The 23299-nt window shown below is 71.2% G+C and carries 25 protein-coding genes and 2 pseudogenes; 11 read left to right on the top strand and 16 right to left on the bottom strand.

From position 1 onward, the window contains the following. Positions 1–129: 129 nt before the first annotated feature. Positions 130–936, top strand: a complete 807-nt coding sequence (locus ACZ6S0_RS18875) for a hypothetical protein (protein WP_465918929.1) — start codon at positions 130–132, stop codon at positions 934–936. Here the strand turns inward: ACZ6S0_RS18875 and ACZ6S0_RS18870 are convergent. The 3 genes from ACZ6S0_RS18870 to ACZ6S0_RS18860 all read right to left on the bottom strand — a co-directional run bounded on the left by ACZ6S0_RS18870 (position 933) and on the right by ACZ6S0_RS18860 (position 2611). Further along, on the bottom strand, positions 933–1832 hold the full coding sequence (locus ACZ6S0_RS18870) for a nitrilase-related carbon-nitrogen hydrolase (RefSeq protein ID WP_465919306.1): 900 nt from the start codon (positions 1830–1832) through the stop codon (positions 933–935). The two genes, ACZ6S0_RS18875 and ACZ6S0_RS18870, sit on opposite strands and share 4 nt — an antisense overlap. Then, the gene (locus ACZ6S0_RS18865; RefSeq protein ID WP_465919319.1) at positions 1820–2101 is read right to left on the bottom strand and encodes a hypothetical protein; all 282 of its coding nucleotides are present in this window, start codon (positions 2099–2101) and stop codon (positions 1820–1822) included. The genes ACZ6S0_RS18870 and ACZ6S0_RS18865 overlap by 13 nt, the downstream gene beginning before the upstream one ends. Before the next feature lie 66 nt (positions 2102–2167). Then, on the bottom strand, positions 2168–2611 hold the full coding sequence (locus ACZ6S0_RS18860) for a DUF6194 family protein (RefSeq protein WP_465918927.1): 444 nt from the start codon (positions 2609–2611) through the stop codon (positions 2168–2170). A gap of 202 nt (positions 2612–2813) precedes the next feature. Between ACZ6S0_RS18860 and ACZ6S0_RS18855 the strand changes: the two genes are divergently transcribed. Continuing rightward, a complete protein-coding gene (locus tag ACZ6S0_RS18855; protein WP_465918922.1) occupies positions 2814–3194 on the top strand; it encodes a hypothetical protein in 381 nt (126 codons plus the stop codon). After that, complete coding sequence (locus tag ACZ6S0_RS18850) at positions 3194–3550, top strand: YbaB/EbfC family nucleoid-associated protein (RefSeq protein ID WP_465918920.1); 357 nt, start codon at positions 3194–3196, stop codon at positions 3548–3550. Before ACZ6S0_RS18855 ends, ACZ6S0_RS18850 begins: the two co-directional genes overlap by 1 nt. Positions 3551–3571: 21 nt before the next feature. On the opposite strand, the gene ACZ6S0_RS18845 is transcribed toward ACZ6S0_RS18850, so the two are convergent. Both ACZ6S0_RS18845 and ACZ6S0_RS18840 read right to left on the bottom strand, forming a co-directional pair. After that, positions 3572–4477, bottom strand: a complete 906-nt coding sequence (locus ACZ6S0_RS18845; protein ID WP_465918918.1) for a hypothetical protein — start codon at positions 4475–4477, stop codon at positions 3572–3574. 103 nt (positions 4478–4580) lie between these two features. Beyond that, positions 4581–5039, bottom strand: coding sequence for an iron chaperone (locus ACZ6S0_RS18840; RefSeq protein WP_465918914.1), 459 nt, complete (start codon positions 5037–5039; stop codon positions 4581–4583). Between the two features lie 171 nt (positions 5040–5210). Between ACZ6S0_RS18840 and ACZ6S0_RS18835 the strand changes: the two genes are divergently transcribed. After that, positions 5211–8429, top strand: a complete 3219-nt coding sequence (locus tag ACZ6S0_RS18835; RefSeq protein ID WP_465918911.1) for an ATP-binding protein — start codon at positions 5211–5213, stop codon at positions 8427–8429. On the opposite strand, the gene ACZ6S0_RS18830 is transcribed toward ACZ6S0_RS18835, so the two are convergent. The 3 genes from ACZ6S0_RS18830 to ACZ6S0_RS18820 form a co-directional block, all read right to left on the bottom strand. Further along, positions 8358–9197: an ABC transporter permease gene (locus ACZ6S0_RS18830; RefSeq protein ID WP_465918908.1), complete on the bottom strand. Its 840-nt coding sequence runs from the start codon at positions 9195–9197 to the stop codon at positions 8358–8360. The two genes, ACZ6S0_RS18835 and ACZ6S0_RS18830, sit on opposite strands and share 72 nt — an antisense overlap. Beyond that, positions 9194–10207, bottom strand: coding sequence for an ATP-binding cassette domain-containing protein (locus ACZ6S0_RS18825; protein ID WP_465918905.1), 1014 nt, complete (start codon positions 10205–10207; stop codon positions 9194–9196). The genes ACZ6S0_RS18830 and ACZ6S0_RS18825 overlap by 4 nt, the downstream gene beginning before the upstream one ends. A gap of 97 nt (positions 10208–10304) precedes the next feature. After that, positions 10305–10913, bottom strand: coding sequence for a TetR/AcrR family transcriptional regulator (locus tag ACZ6S0_RS18820; RefSeq protein WP_465918902.1), 609 nt, complete (start codon positions 10911–10913; stop codon positions 10305–10307). Between the two features lie 111 nt (positions 10914–11024). On the opposite strand from ACZ6S0_RS18820, the gene ACZ6S0_RS18815 reads away from it, so the two are divergent. From ACZ6S0_RS18815 to ACZ6S0_RS18795, 5 genes and pseudogenes are all read left to right on the top strand, one after another. Continuing rightward, positions 11025–12347: an MFS transporter gene (locus ACZ6S0_RS18815; protein WP_465918900.1), complete on the top strand. Its 1323-nt coding sequence runs from the start codon at positions 11025–11027 to the stop codon at positions 12345–12347. A 62-nt stretch (positions 12348–12409) separates the two neighbouring features. Further along, positions 12410–13360: a sugar phosphate isomerase/epimerase family protein gene (locus tag ACZ6S0_RS18810; protein ID WP_465918897.1), complete on the top strand. Its 951-nt coding sequence runs from the start codon at positions 12410–12412 to the stop codon at positions 13358–13360. A 1-nt stretch (position 13361) separates the two neighbouring features. Continuing rightward, positions 13362–13592, top strand: a pseudogene (locus ACZ6S0_RS18805) (Gfo/Idh/MocA family oxidoreductase); the annotation flags it as partial. Between the two features lie 58 nt (positions 13593–13650). Further along, a complete protein-coding gene (locus ACZ6S0_RS18800; RefSeq protein ID WP_465919317.1) occupies positions 13651–14172 on the top strand; it encodes a hypothetical protein in 522 nt (173 codons plus the stop codon). A 77-nt stretch (positions 14173–14249) separates the two neighbouring features. After that, complete coding sequence (locus tag ACZ6S0_RS18795; protein ID WP_465918895.1) at positions 14250–15764, top strand: GMC oxidoreductase; 1515 nt, start codon at positions 14250–14252, stop codon at positions 15762–15764. Between the two features lie 125 nt (positions 15765–15889). On the opposite strand, the gene lepB is transcribed toward ACZ6S0_RS18795, so the two are convergent. From lepB to ACZ6S0_RS18755, 8 genes are all read right to left on the bottom strand, one after another. Then, entirely contained in the window at positions 15890–16417 is a 528-nt protein-coding gene (lepB, locus tag ACZ6S0_RS18790) for a signal peptidase I (protein WP_465918891.1), read from the bottom strand. After that, entirely contained in the window at positions 16414–18246 is a 1833-nt protein-coding gene (locus ACZ6S0_RS18785) for an ABC transporter ATP-binding protein (RefSeq protein WP_465918890.1), read from the bottom strand. Before ACZ6S0_RS18785 ends, lepB begins: the two co-directional genes overlap by 4 nt. 3 nt (positions 18247–18249) lie before the next feature. After that, positions 18250–18789: a thioredoxin domain-containing protein gene (locus tag ACZ6S0_RS18780; RefSeq protein WP_465918889.1), complete on the bottom strand. Its 540-nt coding sequence runs from the start codon at positions 18787–18789 to the stop codon at positions 18250–18252. Positions 18790–18890: 101 nt separating this feature from the next. Next, positions 18891–19055 carry a hypothetical protein gene (locus ACZ6S0_RS18775; RefSeq protein ID WP_465918887.1) on the bottom strand — a complete coding sequence of 55 codons (165 nt, stop codon included), beginning with the start codon at positions 19053–19055 and terminating at the stop codon, positions 18891–18893. Positions 19056–19566: 511 nt separating this feature from the next. Further along, on the bottom strand, positions 19567–20025 hold the full coding sequence (locus ACZ6S0_RS18770) for a hypothetical protein (RefSeq protein WP_465918885.1): 459 nt from the start codon (positions 20023–20025) through the stop codon (positions 19567–19569). Between the two features lie 3 nt (positions 20026–20028). After that, on the bottom strand, positions 20029–20289 hold the full coding sequence (locus ACZ6S0_RS18765) for a helix-turn-helix transcriptional regulator (RefSeq protein WP_465918882.1): 261 nt from the start codon (positions 20287–20289) through the stop codon (positions 20029–20031). Between the two features lie 106 nt (positions 20290–20395). Further along, positions 20396–20758 carry a DUF1801 domain-containing protein gene (locus ACZ6S0_RS18760; protein ID WP_465918880.1) on the bottom strand — a complete coding sequence of 121 codons (363 nt, stop codon included), beginning with the start codon at positions 20756–20758 and terminating at the stop codon, positions 20396–20398. Positions 20759–20797: 39 nt separating this feature from the next. Further along, complete coding sequence (locus tag ACZ6S0_RS18755) at positions 20798–21466, bottom strand: DUF998 domain-containing protein (RefSeq protein ID WP_465918877.1); 669 nt, start codon at positions 21464–21466, stop codon at positions 20798–20800. Positions 21467–21637: 171 nt separating this feature from the next. Here ACZ6S0_RS18755 and ACZ6S0_RS18750 point away from each other — a divergent pair, with 171 nt between their 5' ends. Both ACZ6S0_RS18750 and ACZ6S0_RS18745 read left to right on the top strand, forming a co-directional pair. Beyond that, a complete protein-coding gene (locus ACZ6S0_RS18750; protein ID WP_465918873.1) occupies positions 21638–21961 on the top strand; it encodes a YciI family protein in 324 nt (107 codons plus the stop codon). Between the two features lie 56 nt (positions 21962–22017). Next, positions 22018–23241, top strand: a pseudogene (locus ACZ6S0_RS18745) (RNA polymerase sigma factor); the annotation flags it as partial. Positions 23242–23299: the final 58 nt, after the last annotated feature.

Raw genomic sequence — 23299 nt, 5'->3', positions numbered from 1 at the left:
TTATTTTCGACCGCCGCCCATGTCCCCGAGAACCGCGGGGGTTGATCGAATCGTCCGGACGAAGGTGTCAACCGGCGACCCCTCTCCCCCGTCTCCTCTTGTGCCCCGTCCGTCCCAAGGAGAGCCGTCGTGCGTGTCCCGCTGGCAGTCTTAGCCTCCGCTGTCGTCCTGTCGTGCGTGCCCATCCCCGTGGCGCACGCCGTCTCCGCCGCCGTCGTCGCGTACGAGTGCACGGTCAAGGAGACGAACGAGAGGCAGGACGTCAGCATCGACGTCGAACTCACCGTGCCGAGCCAGGCGGCGGTGGGGACGCAGATGACGATCGGGTGGCGCGGCTCGTACTCGACGGGAGCCGAGCTGATCGCCCCGGCCACGGGCATGGAGGGCGACATCACCATGTACGCCTACGCGGGCATCAGCGGCATCACCGGCCTGACCTCCGCCACGGGGGTCGCCCCCATCGGCACGGTCATCCCCGGCGAGCCCATCCCCATCCCCGAGACGACCGTCGACCTGAAGACCACGCCCACGAAGGACGGCACCGGCACGGTGCGCGCCGCCGCCGTCAACTTCGGCCTGCGTCCCCAGGAACCGCTGATCGAGTGCGAGATCAAGGACGAGAGCGGCCTGACCCGCTACCCCCTCACCGTCGGCGACGGCGGCTCGTCCAGCCCCTCCCCCGACGACTCCTCGGACGACACCACCGAGGACGCGGACGACAGCACGCAGGACGCCGGCACCACGGACGACCCCGCTTCCACGGTCACGACCACCACCACGGAGACGCCGTCCGGCGGGGTCGACACGGGGGCCGGCGGGCTGGCCGGCCCCGACGGCCGGGCGGTGATGGCGACCGGCCTGGTCATCGCGCTCGCCGCGGTCACCGGCCTGCGCCTGCGCCTGCGCGGACTCCGCCGCCCCCGGCCCAGGGCCTAGATCGCGACCCGGTGGGCGGGCCTGGCCGGGGTGGTCGAGGGGTCGCCCGTCCGCCGCCCGGAGCGCCCGGCCAGGGCCGCGAGGGCGGCCGGCCCGCCGAGGCAGAGCCAGGCGAAGACGTCGCCGGCCCGCGCGTACGGGGTCGGGGAACCGGCGACCGGCACGTACGCGGTCACGGTCTGCTGCCCGGTGGTGAAGTAGCCGGCCGAGGCGAGCGAGCGGCCCTGCGGGTCGAAGACGGCGGACAGGCCGTTGGTGGCCTGGCGGACCAGCGAGTAGCCGTTCTCCACGGCGCGCAGGGCGGCCTTCTCGGTGTGGGCGGCGCCGAAGCCGTACCAGTCCGTCATCACGTCCACGTCGGCGGCCTGACGCATGAGGACGGGGAAGTCGGCGTCGAAGCAGATGACGTTGGCCAGGCGGCCGAGCGGCGTGTCGGCGGTCGGCACCCGCCCGTCCCCCGGATCGAGCTGGTCCATGCCCGGCACCGGCCGCGCCTTCTCGTACGTCCAGAGCGCCTTTCCCCGGGGATCCACGAGCACGGTCTCGTTGCGCAGGTACGGCGGCGCGCTCGTGATCACCACCATCCCGGCGTTCACGACGGCGGCGACCCCGTCGATCAGCCGCTGCCTGTCCGCCTCCCGCGCCGCGCCGCCCGCCTCCGGCCACACCACCAGCTCGGCCCCGGCGGCCGCCTCCCGTTCCGTGGCCGCCGGCAGGGAGTCGTTGACGGGCGCGACCGCCAGCCGCACGCTGCCGAAGACGAGCACCAGTGCCAGCGCGGTCCCGAAGGGCGCCACCCGCCGCCAGGCGAGCCCGTCCTGCCAGAGGTGGTTGCAGACGGCGGCGAACCAGGCGATGAGGAAGCTGACGCCGTACCCGCCGGTCACGGAGGCGATCTGGAGCAGCGGGAGGTTGTCGTGCTGGGTGGCGGCCAGCGAGCTGACGATGTTGCCGGCCCGCTCTCGTGGAGCCAGTACGTGGTGGCCGCCATGGTGACGAGCGTCACTCCGGCCAGGCCGGGCAGGGCCCGGCTGACCCGGGCGAACCGTAACAGCAGGATGAGGTTGATCCAGGCGGCCCCGGCCACCTCCCACCGGCCGTGCACGGCCATGGGGGAGAGGAGGGCGCCGGAGGCGAGCAGGAGCAGGCGAGTCCGTGGAGTCATACGGTCACGGTAGGAAGAGCCGTTCTCCCGGCCCCATCCCGTACGCTCCCGAACCGCCGAGGGTGGTCACCCCCGCAAGGCCCGGTTGGCGTGCTTGCGCTCGGCGAACCGGTACGCCTCCCCCAGCAGCTCCCGCACGTCGTCGAGGGTGCCGGAGGGCTCGACCACGCACACCCAGTGCTGGGAGGCGTAGTGCGGATGCGGCATCACCGTGTCGCGGCGGGCGTGGTCGTGGCCCGTCTCCAGCACACCGTGCTCGTCCCGCCCCGTCGGGGGACGGCCGAACCTGGCGGTGTAGGTGGCCTTGGTCAGGCCGAGGTTGAGCCGGTACGCGCCCTCCCGGCTCAGGTCCGAGACCGAGTCGTAGGTGTCGCCGGTCACGACCGTGGCGAACAGCAGCCACTGGTCGCCCTGCGGGCCATAGGTGAAGAACGTGTCCCCGGCGCTCTCGGTGCTGCGGGCCTGGTCGAAGGTCTCGCTGATGTAGCGGGTCATGGCGGTGGCGTCCACGCGGCTGCTCCCCTCACTTGGTCATGTCAATGGTGTCATTGACGTGCCCAGTGAAGGTTTCACCGCGTTCACCTGATCGAACGGACGAAAAGCCTCAACCGCAGGCCATCGCACCCGAGCCGCCGTACGCCCTTCCCCCGACCATAAAGTAAATTAATCCTATAGGTAGAGTAGGTATTGCATGAATTAGTGAGGAGGCGTCATGCCCGCGATGAATCCGATCACCGAGGTCCACGGGAGCATCTTCACAAGGGCGGCCGACGAGCTCATCGTCGAGCACGAGGACCTGGCCGGGGGCACCCGCCGGATCCTCGACGCCATCGCCGCCCTGGGCGACTTCGCCGGCACGGACGAGACCGGGAACACGTTCCGCCAGGGCTACACCGGCGCGCTGGCGAAGACCGAGACGTACGTCACCGCGCAGTGCGACGCCTACCCCGCGATCGCCGACCGGCTGGCCGGCATGAGGACCAGCTTCGACGTCGCGAACTGGGCGAGCATCGCATCCCTGCCGAGAGTCTCCGACCCGCCCGAGTACTCGAAGTCGGACCGAAAGTTCATCCCCGAATCCCAGGAGACCTGATGCCCGCACCCGACGACGACGCCTCCTTTCTCGACGCGGAGATGCGCCGCCTCTTCACCGAGTTCCAGGCCGAGACCGAGCCGCTGGAGGAGCTGCAGGAGAGCCTGAACGCCCTCCGCGGCCACGGCGAGGCGGCCGGCGGCCTGGTGCGGGCCGAGACGTTGCCGAACGGCGCGCTCAGCGGCCTGCGCATCGACCCGCGGGCCCAGCGGCTCGGCGTGGAGGCGCTGGCCGAGGCGGTGCTCGCCGCCGCCGGCGAGGCCGCCGCGGACGTGGCCGCGCGGATGGCCGGGATGCTCGCGGACGGCCTGCCCCCGGTCACCGACGTGACCGGGCGCTTCACCCGAGACCGCTGACCGCATGCCCACCGGCAGCCGCTATCGGGTCATGCGCCGGAACTGGTCCTGGCCCGCGGCGACACCCAGCTTGGCGAGCATCTGGTCCCAGGTGGGCAGCAGGCTGACCGGATCGTCGACCACGTCGCCCGGCCGGTTGAGCACGTTCGCCGTCGTGGTGAAGACGGTGGACCCGGTCAGGAACACGATGGCGTTCGAGGCCGCCTCGTTCTTCGGCAGCACGTTCGCGGCCTTTCCGAAGTTGGCGGGATCGACGTGGTAGAAGACCAGGGCCGCCGCGAAGTTCTTCGCCGCGTACTCGGCCCGGTCGCCCCACGACCCCATGTCCTCGCCCCTCGCGAGCTTGACCCCGTCGATGATCGCCTGATCGGCGAGGGTGTAGGCGAGGCTGCCCCCGACGGCGTAGATGAACCGCTTGCCCACGGCGTGGTTGAACATCCTGAGCAGCAGCCCCGCCTGCTGCCGGCGCATCTGCCAGTTGATCAGCGTCTGGACCTTCTTGTCGATCGCCGGCCAGCAGAAGAACGCCATCAGCTCGAGCCACTGGATGATGGCCATCGTCTTGAGGGAGTGCTGCACCTGCTCCAGCAACTCGGCGTAGTCCTCCACCGCGTCGGCCAGCCCCCGGACGTACGCCGACACCAGCGGCGGATAGGGCGCGAGGTCCTCGGTGAAGTACGTCCTGAAGGCGTCGACGCCCGCGCCGGAGTTGGGCGGTCGCCACACCCCGCCCGCGATCTCCTCCACGTCGGCCAGGCTGACGTCCACCCGGTCGGCCAGTTGGCGCAGCAACCGGGCGGCCTCACGCGCCTTGGCCGGGTCGCCGTCGGGGTACACGACGGACAGCATCCGCATGACCACGCCGGCGACGCCGAGCGCGGCGAGCGAGAACCCCATCGTCGGCAGGTACTTGGGGGATGGACTCACGTAGCAGACCCTCTCCACCGTCGGACAATTTCCACCATAAAGGTCAAGTCACCCGATCATCCCATCTCTCGCCCACGCCACGCCAGCCCCGGATCGGTGGCGGTCAGCTCACCGCCTGCTTCAGCAGGGCGGCGATCCGCGCCTCGTCGGCGGCGGTCAGGGTGGTCAGCGCGTACGCGGTCGGCCACATGGTGCCCTCATCGAGGTTGGCGACGTCGTTGAAGCCGAGCGTGGCGTACCTGGCCTTGAACTTCGGCGCGGGCTGGAAGAAGCAGACGATCTTGCCGTCGGCGTTGGCGTAGGCGGGCATGCCGTACCAGAGCTTCGGCTTCAGGCTCGGCGCGGCCGCCCTGACGACGGCGTGGACCCGTTCGGCGAGGACGCGGTCCGCCTCCTCCAGCTCGGCGATCTTCGCGAGCACGTCACTCTCCCCGTCCGCCTTGGGCCCGCGCCGCGCGGCCGTCTTCAGCTCCTTCGCGTGCTCCTTCATCGCGGCGCGCTCCTCGTCGGAGAAGCCCTCGAACGTCTTCGCGGCGCTGCTCCTGGTGGTCTTCGTGGCCATCGTTCCGCTCCCTTTGAGGCGTTGTCGTGCTGACGAGAACCAGAATGCGGGTCCGGATCGATACATTCGCTATGCGCCGGCGATGCGAACCGCATCGCGCCCGCCGCGGCCGGCCCGGTCCCGGTGAAAGACGGCGGCTGCGGGCTTGGCCGGTCACCGTAGGCTGGCGGTGTGCCTCTCGTGTTGACTCTGCTCGACGACGTACGCTGGCGGGGCGCGCGCGTGATCGGTGAACGCGCGCAGTCCCTGCTGGCGCTGCTCGCGATGCACGGCCGGTCAGGCGCGACCGACGAGCAGCTCGTCGAAGGGCTGTGGGAGGCGCGGCCACCGGCCAACCCCACGAAGGCGCTGCAGGTGGTCGTCTCCAGGACCCGCGCGGCGACCTACCCCGACGCGCTCGTACGCACGCCGCGCGGCTACCGCCTGGGCCTGCCCGCCGAGGAGGTCGACGCGCTCCGGCTCGCCACCCTGGTGGAGCGGGCGCGGGCGGCGCTGGGCGAGGGAGAGATCGCCGAGGCCCGGCGGCACGCGGACGACGCGCTCGGCCTCGCGGCGAACGGCCTGGCCACGGCCGTCGGCCCGCTGGCCGCGCTGCGCGCCGAGGCGGCCGGGCGACTGGCCGTGGCGCGTCGCGTGCTGGCCATGGCGCGCAGCCTGGGCGGCGATCACGAGAGCGCGCTGCCGCTGCTGGAGGAGGCCGCCGCCGCGCGGGCGCACGACGAGGAGCTGCTCGCGTGCCTGCTGCGCAGCGAGGCCGCCGTACGCGGGGTCGGCGCAGCGCTCGAACGATACGAGCGCTACCGCGCCGACCTGGCCGATCACCTCGGCGCCGACCCCGGCCCAGAGCTGGCCCGGGTGCACGCCGGGCTGCTGGCGGCCGACCGGCCGGTGCGCGAGGGCCTCCTCTTCGACGGTTCCTCGCTGCTCGGCCGCGACGACGACATCCGCGCGGTCCGCGCGCTGCTGGAGACGAGCCGGGTGGTCTCGATCATCGGTCCCGGCGGGCTGGGCAAGACCCGGCTGGCGCACGTCGTCGGCCGCGACGCCACGCAGCCCGTCGCGCACTTCGTCGAACTCGTGGGCGTCTCCTCACCCGACGGCGTCGTCGGCGAGGTGGGGTCGGCGCTCGGGGTCCGCGACTCCGTCAGCGGGCGCCGGGCGCTCGCCCCCGAGCAGCGCACCGACATCCGCGCCCGGATCGCCCAGCACCTCGGCCAGGCCCCGTCCCTGCTGATCCTGGACAACTGCGAGCACGTGATCGGCGCCGTCGCCGATCTGGTCGCGTTCCTCACCGCGACCACCAGGGACCTGCGGGTGCTCACCACCTCCCGCGCCCCGCTGGCGATCGCCGCCGAGCAGGTCTACCCGCTCGCCGAGCTGGACACGACCGACGCGGTGGCGCTGTTCCTGCAACGGGCCAGGGCCGCCCGCCCCGGGGTCAGGGCCGCCGAACGTCCGGTCGCCGAGATCGTCACCCGGCTCGACGGGCTGCCTCTCGCGATCGAGCTGGCGGCGGCCAAGGTCCGGGTGATGTCGGTGGAGGAGATCGGGCGTCGCCTGGCGGACCGGTTCGCGTTGCTGCGCGGCGGCGACCGCAGCGCCCCCGACCGGCACCAGACGCTGCTCTCGGTCATCGACTGGTCGTGGAACCTGCTGGACGAGCCGCAGCGCCGGGCCCTGCGCCGGTTGGCGCTCTTCGGTGACGGCTTCACGCTGGCCGCGGCCGAGCACGTGCTCGGGCCCGATGCGCTGCCCGCCGTGCAGGCGCTGGCCGAGCAGTCGCTGCTGAGCGTACGGGAGACCGATCACGGGCTTCGCTACCGGATGCTGGAGACCGTACGCGAGTTCGGCCTGATGCGGCTGGCGGAGGCCGGTGAGGAGCCCGAGGCTCGGGCGGCGCAGCGGGCGTGGGCGACCGACTACACCATGGCGCACTCTTCCGTGCTGCTCGGCCGCACCCAGTTCGCGGCGGTCGACGCGCTGAGCGCCGAGGAGGGCAACCTGTCCGAGCTGCTCCGTCAGGCCGTGGCCGAGCCCGACCGCGCGGCGGTGGTGCGGTTGCTGGTCGGGATCGGCGGGCTGTGGTCCGTACGAGGCGACCATCCACGGCTCATCGTGCTCGGCGACGCGATCGCGCAGGCACTCACCGGCTGGGACCCGCCGCGCGAGCTCGAGGACACCACCCGGTCCGCCGCGTTGATCACGCTGATGAACATCGTGATCACCACCGACAGCAGCAGCGCGGGCCTGGCCGACCTGCTCGGCCGGCTGCCCGTCCGGGAAACGAGCGATCCCCGGCTGGTGGCGATGACCACGGTCCTGCTCGCGTCCGATCCGCCGGAACGCGCCGCGGGCCGCCTCACGGAGCTGAGCCGGAGCGACGATCGCGACGTGGCGCTGATGGCCTCGCAAATGTGCAGCCACGTCCTGGAGAACGCCGGCGACCTCGCGGGGGCCATCACGGCGGGCGAACGCGCCCTGAAGCTGGTCACCGAGGACGACGGGCCGTGGCTCACGGCGGTCCTGCACACCGTGATGGCTCAACTGCGCATGCAGTTGGGCCAGCGGGGGAAGGCGATCGGTCACGCGCGGGCGGCCCTGCCGATCCTGGTCCGGCTCGGCGCCATCGGCGACGCGGCGCAGATTCGCTCGCTGCTGCTGTGCGCCGCGCTCGGCGAGGGCGACCTGGCGGCCGCGGAGGCGGAGTTCGCGGAGATCGCCAGGTTCGGCGACCTCGGGGCGACCATCGGCGGGCACATGGTGCTCCCCCTGTCCGCCGCCGAGCTGTCCATGGCCCGCGGCGAGGTGGCCGCCGCCCTGGCCCACTACCGGCAGAGCGTACGCCTGGCCCGCGACCTGCGCTTCCCCGGCCTGTCGCAGAGCGGCCTTGAGCCCTGGGTGGTCACGACCGAGTCGATCGCCCTGATCGCGCACGCCCACCACGCCGGGCCAGAAGACCTGGGTTACGGCGAAGGGCTGTTCCACGACTGGTCCGTCACCCGACTGCACCGGGCGCTGTCCGAGAGTGCTCCGCACCTCGACTACCCGGCGTACGGATTGACGCTCTTCGCGCTCGGCACGTGGGGGCTGCTCCGCGCGGCCATGGCGCCGCGGGACGCGGTCGGCTTCCTGGTGCTGGCCGAGCGGTTCTCCTACAACCGCACCATGCCCAGTACGGCCTTCGCGCGCATCGAGCCGCACGCCGAGGCCGCCGTGCCCGGGGCCATCGCCGAGCTGCGCGCGGACTACGGCGGGCAGCACGGCCCGGAGCTTCTCGACGAGGCCAGGAACCTCGTCGAGAGGGTCTTCGGCCCGCGGTCACATGTGCCGGCGGTAACTGCGTACCGACAACGGGGCGAAGACCGCGATGACCACCACGCCGGCCACTAGCGTCCAGGCCACCGCGCCGCTGAGCACGGCGCTGTTGGCCAGGTCGCGGGCGGCCGTGACCAGGTGCGACACCGGGTTGAACCGGACGAACGCGGCGAGCCACCCGGGCAGCGTCTCAACCGGGACGAACGCGTTCGACAGGAAGGTCAGCGGGAAGAGGATCATCATCGAGATGCCCTGCACGGCCTGGGCGCTCCGGGCGATCGTGCCGACCCAGGTGAAGACCCACGCCAGCGACCAGCCGGTGAAGATCGCCAGCAGGATCGCGGCCAGCACCCCGAACACCCCGCCGCCCGGCCGGTAACCCATCAGCAGGCCGCTCCCGAAGGTCAGCGTCGCCGCGATCGTGTAACGCAGCAGGTCGGCCACCATCGGCCCGGCGAGCGGCGCGATCCTGGCGATCGGCAGCGACTTGAACCTGTCGAACACCCCCTTCTCCATGTCCTCCCGCAGTTGCGTCCCCGTGGCCATGCACGTGGTCAGCACGGTCTGGGCGAGGATGCCGGGGATCATCAGCGGCAGGTAGCTGTTCACGTCGCCGGCGATGGCGCCGCCGAAGATGTACGCGAACATCGCGGTGAACAGGATCGGCTGCAGCGCCACGTCGAAGAACTGCTCGGGGTTGCGGCGCATCTTCTTGAGCGCCCGCCAGGCCATCGTCAGCGTCTGGGCCAGGGTCTCGCCCACGGTGACGTGCCGCCGGGCGGCGGCCACCCGTTCGGCGGCCCTGACGGTCTCGTGGACGGGTTCGACCATGGTGGCGCTCATCGGTCCTCCGTTTCCTTCTCGTCCGTCCCGTGGCCGGTCAGGGCGAGGAACACCTCGTCGAGGCTGGGTTTGGCGACGCTCACCGAGGAGATCGACACCCCCGCGGTACGCAGCGCGATCAGCACGTCGGCGGCCTGGTCGGCCTGCTCCAGCGCGACGTTGAGCCGCCCGCGCTCCGGGCTGAGCACCGGCTCGGCCCCGAGCACCCGCCGTACGACCTCCGCGGCGACGGGCACCTCGCCCGGCTCGTCCAGCAGCAGTTGCAGGGTCGAGTTGCCGACCATGGTCTTCAGCTCGTCGGGGGTGCCCTCGGCCACCTTGCGACCGTGGTCGATCACCGCGATCCGGTCGGCGAGCTGGTCGGCCTCGTCCAGGTACTGCGTGGTCAGCAACACGGTGCAGCCCCCGGCGACCAGGCCGCGGATGGTGTCCCACATCTGGCCCCTGGTACGCGGGTCCAGGCCGGTGGTCGGCTCGTCGAGGAAGATCAGCGGGGGTCTGGTGATCAGGCTGGCGGCCAGGTCGAGCCGCCGCCGCATCCCGCCGGAGAACTGTGCGATCGGCCTGTCGGCGGCCTCCTCCAGGCCGAACCGGTCGAGCAGGTCGACGGCGATCCGCCGCGCGCGCGACGAGGCGACCCCCTGCAACCGGCCGAACAGCCAGAGGTTCTCCCTGGCGGTCAGGTTCTCGTCGACGGACGCGTACTGCCCGGTGACGCCGACCAGTTGCCTGATCACGTGCGGGTTGCCGGCGACGTCGACGCCGAAGATCGAGGCGCGTCCTACGTCGATCCGCAGCAGGGTGGCCAGCATCCGCAAGGTGGTGGTCTTGCCCGCGCCGTTGGGCCCGAGGACGCCGAAGATCTCGCCGGGGCGTACCGCCAGGTCGATCTCGTCGACGGCCCGGTGCTCGCCGAAGACCTTGACCAGCCCTTCCGCCTGGACGGCCAGGTCCGTATCACGTGGGGCGGCCGGCGTGACCCCCGCGTTGTCGAGTTCAGTGATGCTCATGGCCTTCACTGTCGCCGCCCCGGGTTTCACGGCACCCTCGCCCCGGTTTCACCCAAGAAGGCCGTCACGTGACGCAGGCGCCGACGGCCACCGACCCTCAGGATCGTTGGCTGGGGGGCGGGGTGGGGATCACCAGGTCGAGCGTGCTGAGGGTGTGGAGGAGGTCGTCGACGACCCCGGTGGGTGAGACCTGGTGGTCGCCTGCCCACCAGGTCTCCGCGGCGATCTGGTAGACGGCGAACGTGAGGTGCGCGGTCATCGCGACCAGCAGGTCGCCGGCGGGGCGGCGGGCGCGGTCGGCGATCGCGGACTCCAGGTCGCTCTGCGACCGGGCGACCAGGTCCCAGAGCCGAGCCCTGGGCACCGGCGCGTTGTCGACGATGCGGCGCACCGCCGCGAGGCGTCCGTCGCCGATGTCGAAGGCCGCGAACGACTCATGGATCGCGGCTCCGAGCGCGACGTTCAGCGGCTCCTCTGCCGGACGCTCGCGCAGCCGCGCCCCTAGGTCCATCGACCGGGTGAACCCGTCGAGGATCAGCAGATCCTTGCTCGGAAAGTAGCGGTACAGCGTCGTGCTGCCGACCTCGGCCCGCTCGGCGATCTGCTCCATGGTCGTCGCGTCGTATCCCTGCTCGATGAACAGGTCGAGCGCCACGTCGACGATCTGCCGCCGGGTCCGGGTGGCCTTGAGCTCGCGCAATCCCATGGTCTGGATCATATCGGTCACTCCGGATTGGTATTGAAACCCGTTCGGGTGAATGTACATAATGGGTGTCACTACCGTTTCGGGGGCGTTACGCAAGAAGGAACGTGTCAGATGTCCAGTCGCTCCGACGCCGCCGCGGCGAACGAACCCGCCGCCCCCGCCACCCCACTTCCCCGGCTGATCCTGGCCATGACCAGCTCGAACGTCGGAGCACTCGTCGCGCTCCTCACTCCCCTCCAACTCCTGCTGACCCTCCAGGTCACCCGGATCGCCGGCGACGGGACCGCCGGCGCGTTCGGCGTGATCACCGGCTTCGGCGCGCTGTTCGCGCTCGTGGCCAACCCGCTCGCGGGCCGCATCAGCGACCGCACCGCGGCCCGGTTCGGCCGCCGTCGCACCTGGATGCTCAGCGGCGCTCTCGCCGGGGCGCTGGTCGTGTTCGCGCACGCGTTCACGACCGAGGTGTGGCAGGTCGCGGTCGTCTGGTGCGCCACGCAGACGATCTTCAACTTCCAGCTCGCCGCCACCAGCGCGCTGCTCGCCGACCAGGTTCCGGCGGGCCGGCGCGGAACGGTCTCCGGATTCATCGGGCTCGCCGCCGCGGTCGGGCCGCTCATCGGCATCGCGGCCGTCAGCGCCAGTTCCCAACTGGTCGTGCAGTGGGGCGTCGTCGCCGTCGTCGCGGCGCTCCTCGGCGTCCTCGCCGTCGTCCTGCTGCGCGACCCGCAGCACCCGCGGGCCGCCGGGCAGCCGGGCCTGGGCCTGGTGGAGCTGCTGAAGTCGTACTGGCTGAATCCGTGGCGGCACCCCGCCTTCGGCTGGGCGTGGCTGGTGCGCTTCCTGATCACCTGTGGCTTCGCGAGCGGCACCTACAACGCCATCTTCGTCATGGAACGCTTCGACATCACCCCGGAGTCGGTCAGCGGCGTCGTCCTGGTGATGTCGCTGCTGAACGTCGCGGTGCTCGCGATCACCAGCGCGGTCTCCGGCCTGGTCTCCGACCGGATGCGGCGGCAGAAGCCCTTCGTCATCGCCGGAGGCGTCATAGCCGCCGCCGCGCTGGTGCTCCAGGCGACCGCCCCGACCCTCGGGGTCGTGTACGTCGCCGTGACCCTGCTCGGCCTCGGCGTCGGCCTGTTCCTCTCGATCGACGGCGCGCTGTGCGTCCGGGTGCTGCCCAGCAGCGAGAACGCCGGCAAGGACTTCGCGATCATCAACCTGGCCAACACGCTCCCGCAGTCGATCGTGCCGTTCGCCGCCCCGTTCCTGCTCGGCCTCGGCGGCTTCCCCGCGCTCTACCTCACGCTCGCCGTCTGCGGCGTACTCGGAGCCCTCGCCGTGCTCCGGCTGCCGGAGATCGGCCGCGAGGGCGACCCGCGCTGGGCCCCCATCACCCGCCCGGACGCCGCGCAGGCCCCCGCCACCGTCAGTTGACCCCTCGAACCCCCTCGAACCCCTCCGACTTGCCCGACCCGTCCGACCGGAAGAGAGATCCCATGAACGCCCTGTCCGTGTCCTCCTACAGCGTCCGCGAGCAGCTCGGCCCGGTCGTCTTCGACTTCGTCGACCCCCAGGGCAACGACGTGCACATCGACCTGCCCTACCCGAAGCTGCTGCGCCTGTCGGAGTTCCCCGCGCGCGCCAGGGACGCCTTCGGCGTCGACGCCGTCGAGACGGTGGCCTTCCAGTTCGACGGGCTGGCGGACCCGGAGCTCGACCTGTTCGCCGCCGCGCTCGGCTCGTCCGGCGTGCGGCTGCTCAACGTCGCGATCGACGTCGGCGACCTGCTGGAGGCCGACGACGACAGGCGCGCCGCCGACGTCGCGCTCATCAAGCAGTGGATCGACCGGTTCACCGCGATGGGGACGCGGTTCGTCCGGGTCAACCCCGGCTCGCCGTTCAGCCCGCACCACGGTGCCACGCCGCCCGCCCACCTGGTCGACGCCCTGGGCGGGCTCGGCTCGTACGCGGAGGAGCGGGGCGCCCGGCTGCTCGTGGAGAACCACGGCGGGCCGAGCAGCGACCCGGCGTGGATGCGGCACCTGCTGGACGCCGTCGGGCGCGACGCCTGCGGCCTGCTGCTCGACCTGGGCAACTTCGACGTGCTGATGGCCCCCGCGATGGCCGTCCTCTTCGGCGGCGAGAGCGACCCGGACGAGGTGTTCGCGGGCCTCGACCTGACCCCGCTCTACGACGGCGTCGAGGCCCTGGCCGGCCACGCCGAACTGGTCAGCCTCAAGGCCCACCACGTCTCCGAGGACGGCGTCGTCGGCCCGGTCGACCTCGAACGCGCGCTCCGGATCCTCACCGCCCACGGCTACACCGGCCCCCTCTCGGTCGAGTACGAGGGCAACGGCGGCGACCCCTGGGCCAAGAGCGCCCGCGTCCTCGACCTCACCCGATCCGTTCTCGACCGGTCCGGCGCCCCGGCCACGGAAGCGCCCTGACATGACCGACATGACCGGATCCACCCGCGGCGGCCCCGTGCGCGCGGCGATCGTGGGCGGGGGCATGGTCGCGGCCATCCACCGCCGCGCCGTCCACGCGGCCGGTGGCGTGGTCGTCGGCGTGCTCGGATCGAGGCGGGAACGCTCCGCCCAGATCGCCGCCGACTGGGACGTCGCCGCGTTCCCCGATCTCGACGCCCTCCTCGCCGCCGAGATCGACGTCGTCCACGTGTGCACGCCCAACTCGACCCACGCCTCCTACGCGACCGCCGTGCTCAGGGCGGGCAGGCATGGTCTGCGAGAAGCCGGTCGCGACCTCCGTCTCCGAGGCCGAGGGGCTGGCCGCCGGGGGCGCCCCGGCCGGGACGGTGACGACCGACGACCTCGCGATCGTCACCCTCACCACCGCCTCCGGCGTCCCGGCGAACGTCGTCGTGTCCCAGGTCGCCGCCGGGCGGCGCAACCGGCTCTGGTTCGAGCTGGACGGCGCGGTCGCCTCGGCCGTGTTCGACCAGGAGAGCCCGGAGACCGCCTGGATCGGCACGCCGGACGGCGCGACCGTGATCGCCCGCGGCGCGGGCCGGGCCTCCGGCGGCCAGCGCCGCCTGTCCTACCTGCCCGGCGGCCACGCCCAGGGCTACCAGGACTGCTTCCACGCCTTCGTCGCCGGCACCTACGCCGCGATCGCCGGTGACCCGCCGGACGGGCTGCCGACCCTGGCGGACGGAGTGCGTTCCGTCGGGATCGTCGAGGCCGTCCTCGACTCGGCGGCGTCGGGAGCCTGGACCGCCGTCGACGGGCCGACCGAATGACCGCCGCCCGCCCGCCCATCGCCCCGGATCTCCGGAACCGCTGATCCCCGACCACCCCACCCTCAGGGAGACGAAACATGACCGAGCAGGTCGACGTTCTCATCATCGGCTCAGGCCCCGCCGGTTCGACCTACGCCCGTACCATCGGCGACGCCGTGCCCACGGCGCGCATCCTCATGGTCGAGGTCGGGCCGCACATCCCCGGCGTCCGCGGCGCGCACACCCAGAACATGGGCGAAGAGGCCCGCGTCGCCGCGCAGTTGCTCACCCAGGGGCCCGAGACCGGCGTCGAGCGCGCCAAGGCCCTCGCCGACATCGCGGACGGGCTCGACCCGAGCCTCGAGTTCCGGCAGACGATCCTGCCCGGACTGTTCTTCCTCGACCCCCGTCCGAAGCTCGCCGAGGGCGAGGTCGGGCTCTCGGCGGCCAGCATGGCCAGCGGGGTCGGCGGAATGGGCATCCACTGGGGCACCTCCTCGCCACGGCCGCACCAGTCGGAGCGGATCCCGTTCATCCCCGCCGACGAGCTGGACGCCGCCCTCGACCACGCCGAACAGCTCCTCGGCGTCACCAAGTGGGACGTGCCGGGGACGGGGCTGGCGGAGGCCATCCGGCGGGAGATGGCGGACGAGTTCGACGGCCCCGGCCTGACCCCGGTCGGTTTCATGCCCAGCGCCATCCAGTGGAAGGACGGTCAGGCGCACTTCTCCGGCACCGGCGTCATCCTGGGCGACCTGGAGGCCACCGTCCCCGGATTCGAGCTGCGCGCCGGGACCCTCGCCAAGCGGGTCGTCGTCGAGAACGGCGTCGCCGTCGGCGCCCTTCTGGAGGATCGCGGGACGGGCGATCTCCGCGAGGTACGCGCCCGGCACGTCGTGGTGTGCGCCGACGGGCTGCGTACGCCCCAGGTGCTGTTCGCGTCCGGCGTCCGCCCCGCCGCGCTCGGGCACCACCTGAACGAGCACTTCCAGGTCGGCGCCTTCGGCCACCTGAACGACGCCTTCGACCCGGCCCGCCACGACAGCGACCCCGAGCGCCTCGGCTACGTGCTCGTCCCCTTCTCCGACGCCCGCCCGATGCAGGGCGGGATCATCGCGTTGCTGAACTCCCCCTACAGCCTGGGCATCGACGACGAGGCCCTCGCGTCCCGGCTCGTGGCGTTCGCGTGGTACGGCGCCAAGGACATCCAGTTCCGCGACCGGGTGGAGTTCAGCGAGACCGAGACCGACTTCTACGGCATGCCGAAGATGACCGTCCACTACTCCCACACGGACCAGGACCTGCTCACCATCCAGCGGTTGAAGGAGAACGCCCGCCGCGGCGCCGACCGCATCGGCGCCCTGGCCGAGGAGCCCGAGCTGGCCGCGGGCGGGTCGTCGCTCCACTACCAGGGCACGGTCCGCATGGGCGCCGCCGACGACGGGACCTCGGTCTGCGACCAGTACCTGAAGGTCTGGGGCGTCGACAACCTGTACGTCGGCGGCAACGGCGTCATCCCCACCTCGACCGCCGCCAACCCGACGCTCACCACCGTCGCGCTCGCGTGGCGGGCGGCGAACAGGATCGCGGCCCGCCTGCTCGACCGTTCCTAGGGCCTGCTCCCCACGCCCGCGGCGCCGAAGTCACCCGAGATCGAAGAAGCCCCAGCGCCCACAACGGCTCGACTTCTTGGCCTCATGTGGTTGCTCTTCGCCAACATTCGAGGGTCGCCCCGAGGTCAGGTCGGTTCGCGATCATGGGAGCGGGCTTGTCGGGCGTCCTCGGCCTCGGGCTCGCCCGATCCGGGCAGGTGCCGGAGCATTACGCCCACCAACCGCTCGCGGCGCACGAAGCCGTAGTGGCGGGAGTCCCAGCTCGTCGCGCGGTTGTCGCCGAGCACCACGACGGACCCGGGCGGCACGACCGTGCCGGCTATCCCGTCGACGTCCGGGTACTCCCACTCGGTGGGCAGCCGATCGCCCTGCACGGCCACGGCCCGCTTGACGAGCAGTTGCCGGCCGCGCTTGGTCGCCGACGCCCTCCCGCCCGGGACGCCCGGGACGCCCGGGAGGTCGGGGAACTCCACGACGACGATCTGCCCCACGCGGATCCGTCTGGTCCTGCGTACCAGCAGGCGGTCGCCGGATCGCAGCGCCGGTTCCATGCTCGTGCCGTCGACGACGGTGACCAGGAAACCACGGCGGACCGACAGCACCAGCAGACCGGCGGCCAGCAGCACCACGGCGGCCGGAAGAGCGAGTGTCACAGAGCCTCCTGGTATCCGGCGGCCTGGAGCCGAAAGAGTCTGGCATAGCTGCCGTCGGCGGCCAGCAGCGTGTCGTGCGACCCGTGCTCGGTGATCCGGCCGTCGTCCAGGACCGCGATGTGGTCGGCGTCGCGGACGGCGCTGAGCCGATGGGAGATCAGCAGGCTCGTCCGGCCCTCGCGGTGCTCCCGCATCACGGTGTGGATCTCGTGCTCCGCCTCGGGGTCCAGGCCGGAGCTGGGCTCGTCGAGGATCATCAGGTCGCTGTCGTCGCGCACGAAGGCTCGGGCCAGCGCGAGGCGTTGCCACTGCCCGCCGGACAGGACGACGCCGGTCACCGGGTCGTCCTTGTCCGTTCCGACCACGAAGATGCGGGTCAGTGGTGTGTCGTAACCTCGCGGCAGCGCGGCGAGCTTGTCGTGGATGCCCGCGCGGCCGGCCGCCTCCCGGATCCGCCCTGGCTCAGCCAGTGTGCTCAGGTCACCGAGGGCGATGTTCTCCCCGGCCGTCATGTCGTAGTTCATATGGTCCTGGAAAACGGCGCTGATCCGCTCACGCAGCCTCGCCGGAGGGATGTCACGTAGATCCACTCCGTCCCAGAGGATCTGTCCTCGGGTCGGGTCGTACATCCGGCACAGCAGCTTGACGAGCGTGCTCTTTCCCGCGCCGTTCAGGCCGACGAGCGCGACGGCGCATCCGTACGGGATCGTCAGGTTCACCCCGCGCAGGACCCAGGGATGGTCGTCGCTGTAGCGGAACCACACGTCCCGCAGTTCGATGCTCCGCCGCAACCGCGGGGCGTTCCCGTGCTGCGCCCGTGGGAGATCGGGTTCGGCCCGGACCACGGCGACATAGTGGGTGAAGGCCAGCAGCCGCGCCTGCCCGCCGGAGATCGCCGCGGTCAGGGTCGCAAGGGCGGACTGCACGCCGATGACGGCCGCGAGGAACATGGCGACGTCTCCGACGCTGAGCGCGCCGCCCCGCGCCGCCGTGATCGCCCACCACAGGCCGACGCCTGCCACCGTCGCGCTCAACACCGTCAGTCCGCCCTGCACGCGGAGTTCACGGAGGTCCATCCGCCGACCGGCCGCATCGGAGCTTCGCCGTTCGTCCATCATCCGGGCACGCAGGAACGCCCCGATGCCGAACAGGCGGATCTCCGTGGCCGCGGCGACTCCGGTGAGCAACTGGCTGTAGAAGAACTCGCGCCGGTGGAACTGTTCGATGCTCCACTCCATGGCCGACCGGCGCCGGGAGAGGAGGATCTCGGCGACGAGCGCCGGGATGGCGGCCACGAGCACCATGACCGTCATGGCCGGGCTGAGGATCAGCAGGGACGCGATGAAGCCGGTGAGGGCAAGCGCGCCACCGAGAGCGCTGCCGATGCCGTCCACGATCTCGGAGATGCGGCCGATGCCCTCCTGCGCGAGTCGAAGCCGGTCCTGGAAGGTCGGATCCTCGAAGTTACGCAGGCCCACCTGGCGCTCGGCCGCGGCGAACAGCCGTTCGGTCGCGGTCAGGCCCGCCGACCGCCCGATCTGGGCCCTCAGGTAGTGGACCAGGACGGGCAGGACGGCGGCGCCCAGTCCGGTGGCGACCAGTGCGAGCGCCAGCCCGCCGACCGCGCCGTGCGGAGTCGTCAACCGATCGATCACCAGTTTGGTCGCCCACGCGGTCGCGATCGGCGCCGCGGCCCCGGCCAGAGTCGCCAGCAGGAACACCGTCACGTTCGCTGAGGCCGCCCGCCAGATGAGTGAGACCGCCTCGGCTGCGGAGGCGCGCAGATCCCGCGCGCGGATCCGCAGGTCCCCCTTCGGGGCAGCGCTCACCGCTCACCCCTTGCCGGCGACGCGGTCGTGCCCGAGCTTCGGAGGCGGCAGTTCCTCGATCTTGGATCCCGTGGCGACGATCCTGTGATCATCCCCGACCAGGTACAGCGCCGGGGTCCAGGTGTTCCGCAACGCCCGAGCCACCGGTCCGCCGTCGAGGTCGGCCACGACGACCCGGGCGACCGGAGTGAGCGCCTGGACCAGCTCGGCGTCATCGCCGCCGACCACCGCCAGCACGTCCTCACGACCCGACTCCCGCGCGTGCTCGACGAAACGCGGAAGCAGCTCGTGGCAGGCCACGCAGCCTGCGGAGAAGAATCCGACCAGGCCGGTCAGGCTGTCGTGGGACACCGGCTCGCCGGTGGTCGTCACGACGGCGAACTCCCCGACGGCGGAGCCGGGACCGAGCGCAAACACGGGCCCGGGATGCCATCCCGCCTGGTCGGCCTGCGCCCTCATCCGGCGCAGGATTCCGAACGTGAGCAGCAGGTTCAGCAGGCACAGCACACCGAGCAGCACCACGGCGGCGACAAGATAGGGCATCAGGAAGTCCTCGCGAACAGGTCGATGATGTCGTCGAAGGAGGCGATCGGGGTCAGCGCCGGACGGCGGCGTGCGCCACCGCCCGGCGCCTGACGGTCAGGTCAGCAGTTGCCGACCTTGGTCCACTGGCAGCCGGTCTGCGGGCAGCAGAAGCGGTACCAGTAGCCCGGGTGGCCGGCGGCGTTGCAGAAGTAGCTGCCGCTGCAGGCGGACGCGGTCGCCTTGGGGGCGATCCGCTCGATCATTCGATCAATGAGACGGCTCATGACTTTCTCCTTTTCGAATATTCACTGCCAGAAAATATGCCGGATAGGATCGACTGCCATTACCAAGCCTTCTTCAATGACCCGCGGCCTCACAACCTTTCGCATACCGCGTCCCGCCCCCAGAAAATGGGGCAACAATCCAGCACTGTATAGGGTGACCGTAAATCCGAAAAGATGTTGATCTGTGACGAAGATCACTTGCTCTTTGTGTTTCGGCGACGGACACGGCCGTTGACCTTGATCGAACCGCTCCGCCCGACCACAGGGCGTCGTACGCCGAACCGCATTTACCTCGACGGCTTCCGCGCGTCAGGCTGCCCGTCATACTCTCCGGAGTTGAACGGTGACCGGTTGTTGGGCGATCCCCGCTCCTAATGACGGCGGCAATCGCCAATGCGTTCACCACGAGTTCCGAATCCCGCCATGCGGCAATGAACGGCCGATAAATCCGGCGCGAACAGGCATCCACAAAAGCAGCGCGATCGAAATGCGCCCGTCGGCGTCATCGCGCTCAAGCGGTCGTGACGAAGTCCTCGGGATCGTCGTCGGGCAGCGACCACGCCAGTTTCAGCGTGGGCATGGCCAGGCCGAGAAGGAGCAATGCCGCGGTCATGCTGGAGGTCAGCGATCCTCCGTCCGGCCGCCCGGCGACCGCCAGGCCGTAGGCGAGGTCGACCAGCATCAGCAAGGCGAACATCTGGTAGCTCCGGTAGTGCGCGTTGTTGCGAAGTTCGGTCTCGCGCTCGTCCAGATCCCGGCCGTCCCCCGTCAGCCGTCCCGTGAGGGACCGGAGAACGTACAGCCCGCCGACGCCCAGCAGCAGGCCCGCCACCATCAGCACGGCGGACACCTCCAGGGTCGGCTCCCGGAACAGCGCCGCCCCGGCGATCAGCAGTGCGAAACCGGCGAGCACCGACATCGCCACCTGGCGGCGGCGGGCCCTGGTTCGCGGCAGTGCGTTGCTGAGCATCTCTTACTCCCGGTAGAGCTGTGTGGACAGTGGGGTGAACGGCTTGCGGCTGAAGACGGTCTCCACCGGCAGATCGAACACGGCGCAGATCCGGAACGCCAGGTCAAGGCTCGGGTAGTGGTCGCCCCGCTCCAGCGCGCCGATCGTCTGCGGGTTGACCTCGACGGCCTCCGCCAACGCCGCGCGGCTCATGTTCCGCTCGGCGCGGAGCACCTGCAGCCGGTTGTAGATGGGGAGCGCGTTGTCACGCCTCACCGGACTCATGAACAAAATATTGTAAAAACCCAACATAATGTCAAGTCTTCACACTGTTTCATCCGGTTGATCTGCTGCCCCATCCAGGCATTCGTCCTGGCCCGGCAGCCTCTGGTCAGGCACCTTCCAGACCGCGGGCTTCGTGGAGCCAGGCGGCGAACAGGTCGGGGTCGAGGTCGGCAGGTTCGCGAAGTTTCACCCCGGCCATGGCCCTGGCGCCGGGTTCGAGACGGCCGGACGGGTCGGACAGCTCCTGCCCTCGCCAGAATCCGAAGCTCACGTACGCGGCGTACGCCTTGAGGTAGCAGACCGGGGACACGCCGGGCTTGTCGCCGAGGCTCCACACCGGGTGCCCGTGCCAGACGGCCCCGGCTCCGGGCAGCGCCGCCTCGATGATCGGCAGGAGTTCGCCGGCGATCCGGCGCTGGGACTCGGGCAGGACGGCAAGGTAGTCCTGCACCGTCGCGAACTTGGTCATGTCAGTGTCCTTCCTGGTGGGTGAGCCGGCGGCGGAGGTTCAGAGGCTGTGGCGGTAACGGGCGGCGACGAGGGCGACCCAGAGCATGGCGGTGAGGGTGCCCACGGCCAGCACCAGGGATCCGGCCGCACCGCCGCCCATCGACCAGCCGTTGCCGATCAGCAGCGCGGTGCCGGCGACGCGGGAGGCGACGGCGTGGCCGCGGTTGCCTGACCGGCCGAAGTGGCGGCCCAGCACGTAGCAGGCGGCGATCAGGGCGGCGAACGAGATCGACCCGGCGGCCAAGTGGCCGTAGCCGTGCCAGGACAGAGACGTGGGCACCGCGTCGAAGCCCGCGGGGAAGCCGTTGCCCGGGTCCATGACGAGGACTCCGGCGACGATCATTCCGATGCCGTTGACGAGGACCAGTCGCGGCGCCCACGTGCCTCCGGGGGTGCCTCGCAGCGCTCGGCGCAGCCCGGCCGCTCCGGCGATGGTGAGGATGCCGGCGATCACGAAGTTGGCGATCTGCAGCCAGCCGAGAGAGCCGTTGCTCAGCAGGCTCAGCGGGTGGCGGGTGAGGTCGAAGCCCTCCCGGGTGGCCGCCTGGGCCAGGGAGACGACGGCCCACAGGGGTGCCGCGACGGCCGCGCAGGTGAGCAGGGACCGGGTGGCGGCCGAGGCGGAGGAGGCGGTGGTGTCGGCGGCGCGGGTCTGGGTGGCGGTCATTGCCGGTGCCTTTCGGTTGGTCTGTGTGGTTCTCTCCCACACGTCGACGTGGTTCTCACCCACACGTCGACCCACCGATGTGACAGGGAACGCCGACATTCCCTGTCACATACAGTTGCTCGACGCTTGGCAGAGCTACGACAACGGCATGGAAGACGAGGAGAACCCCTCATGCGCTACCTGATGATGTCCAAGTCCGCGGACACCGCCCCCGACGAGACCCTGTACGCGGAGATGGCCAAGTTCGTCGAGGAGATGACCGCGGCGGGCGTGCTGCTGGCCACCGGCGGCCTTGAGCCGGGCGGGATCCGGATGACGTCCTCCGGCGACGAGATCACGGTGACGGACGGCCCGTTCGCCGAGGCCAAGGAGGCCGTGGTCGGCTTCGCGCTGGTCGAGGTCCGGTCCAGGGAGGAGGCGATCGAGCTGGGCCGGCGCTTCCGCAAGATAGTCGGCGACGGGGAGAGCGTCATCCAGCAGGTCTTCGGCCCCTGACCCCGGATGGCGCCGCCCCGGCTTGCGATCGGGCCGGGGTTGGTGCTGTCATCGACATCGTGACCGCCGCCCATCGCACCGTCGACGCGGTCTGGAAATTCGAGTCTGCCAAGATCATCGCAGCGCTCACCCGCATGGTGCACGACGTCGGCCTCGCCGAGGAACTCGCCCAGGACGCGCTCGTCGCCGCACTCGAACAGTGGCCCGAGTCGGGCATCCCGGACAACCCCGGCGCTTGGCTCATGACGACCGCCAAACGGCGGGCGATCGACCACCTCCGGCGCTCCCAGCGCAGGGAACGCAGACACGAGCAGCTCGCCCGCGAACTCGACGAACGCCAGGACGCCTCGGAGCAGGACTCCTCGGAGCAGGACGACGTCCTGCGGCTGATGTTCATCTCCTGCCACCCGGTGCTGCCCACCGAGGCGCGGGTCGCGCTGACGCTCCGACTGCTCGGCGGCCTGACGGCCGCGGAGATCGCGCGGGCGTTCCTGGTCGACGAGCCGACCGTCGCCCGGCGCATCGCCGCGGCGAAACGGAGGCTGGCCGAGGAACGGGTCCCGTTCGAACTGCCGGAGGGGTCCGCCCTGGCCGAGCGCCTGTCGTCGGTGCTGGAGGTCATCTACCTGATCTTCAACGAAGGGTACGCGGCCACGTCCGGGGACGATCTGATGCGGCCGGGCCTCTGCCTGGAGGCGCTGCGGCTGGGCCGGTTGCTGGCCGGGCTGGCACCGCACGAGTCGGAGGTGCACGGGCTGGTCGCGCTGATGGAGATTCAGGCGTCCCGTACGGCCGCGCGTATCGGGTCGGCGGGCGAGCCCGTCCCGCTGCACGAGCAGAACCGGGGGCGCTGGGACCAACTGCTCATCCGGCGCGGCTTCACCGCCATGCTGCGGGTGCGGGAGAGCGGCGGCTCGCCCGGCCCGTACGCGCTGCAGGCCGCGATCGCCGTGTGCCACGCGCAGGCCCGGACCCCCGAGGACACCGACTGGGCGCGGATCGCGGCCCTGTACGCCGCGCTGGTCCGGCTACTGCCGACGCCGATCGTGCAGCTCAACCGGGCGGTGGCGGTCGGGATGGCGCAGGGGCCGCAGGCGGGGCTCACCCTGGTCGACACGTTGACCGACGAGCCCGCGCTGCGCGACTACCACCTGTTGCCCGGTGTCCGGGGCGATCTCCTCGCCCGGCTGGGACGGCACGACGAGGCCCGGCTGGAGTTCGCACGGGCCGCGGCCCTGACCAGGAATGCGGCGGAACGCGACTTCCTGCGCCGCCGCGCCGACGAGATCGCCGTCCCCGGTCAGCCGGAGGTCACCCTCGCCCAGGCCGCCAGCGACT

It is taken from the genome of Nonomuraea sp. NPDC051298 (assembly GCF_055586305.1).
This window is presented reverse-complemented; position numbering and strand designations above follow the sequence as displayed.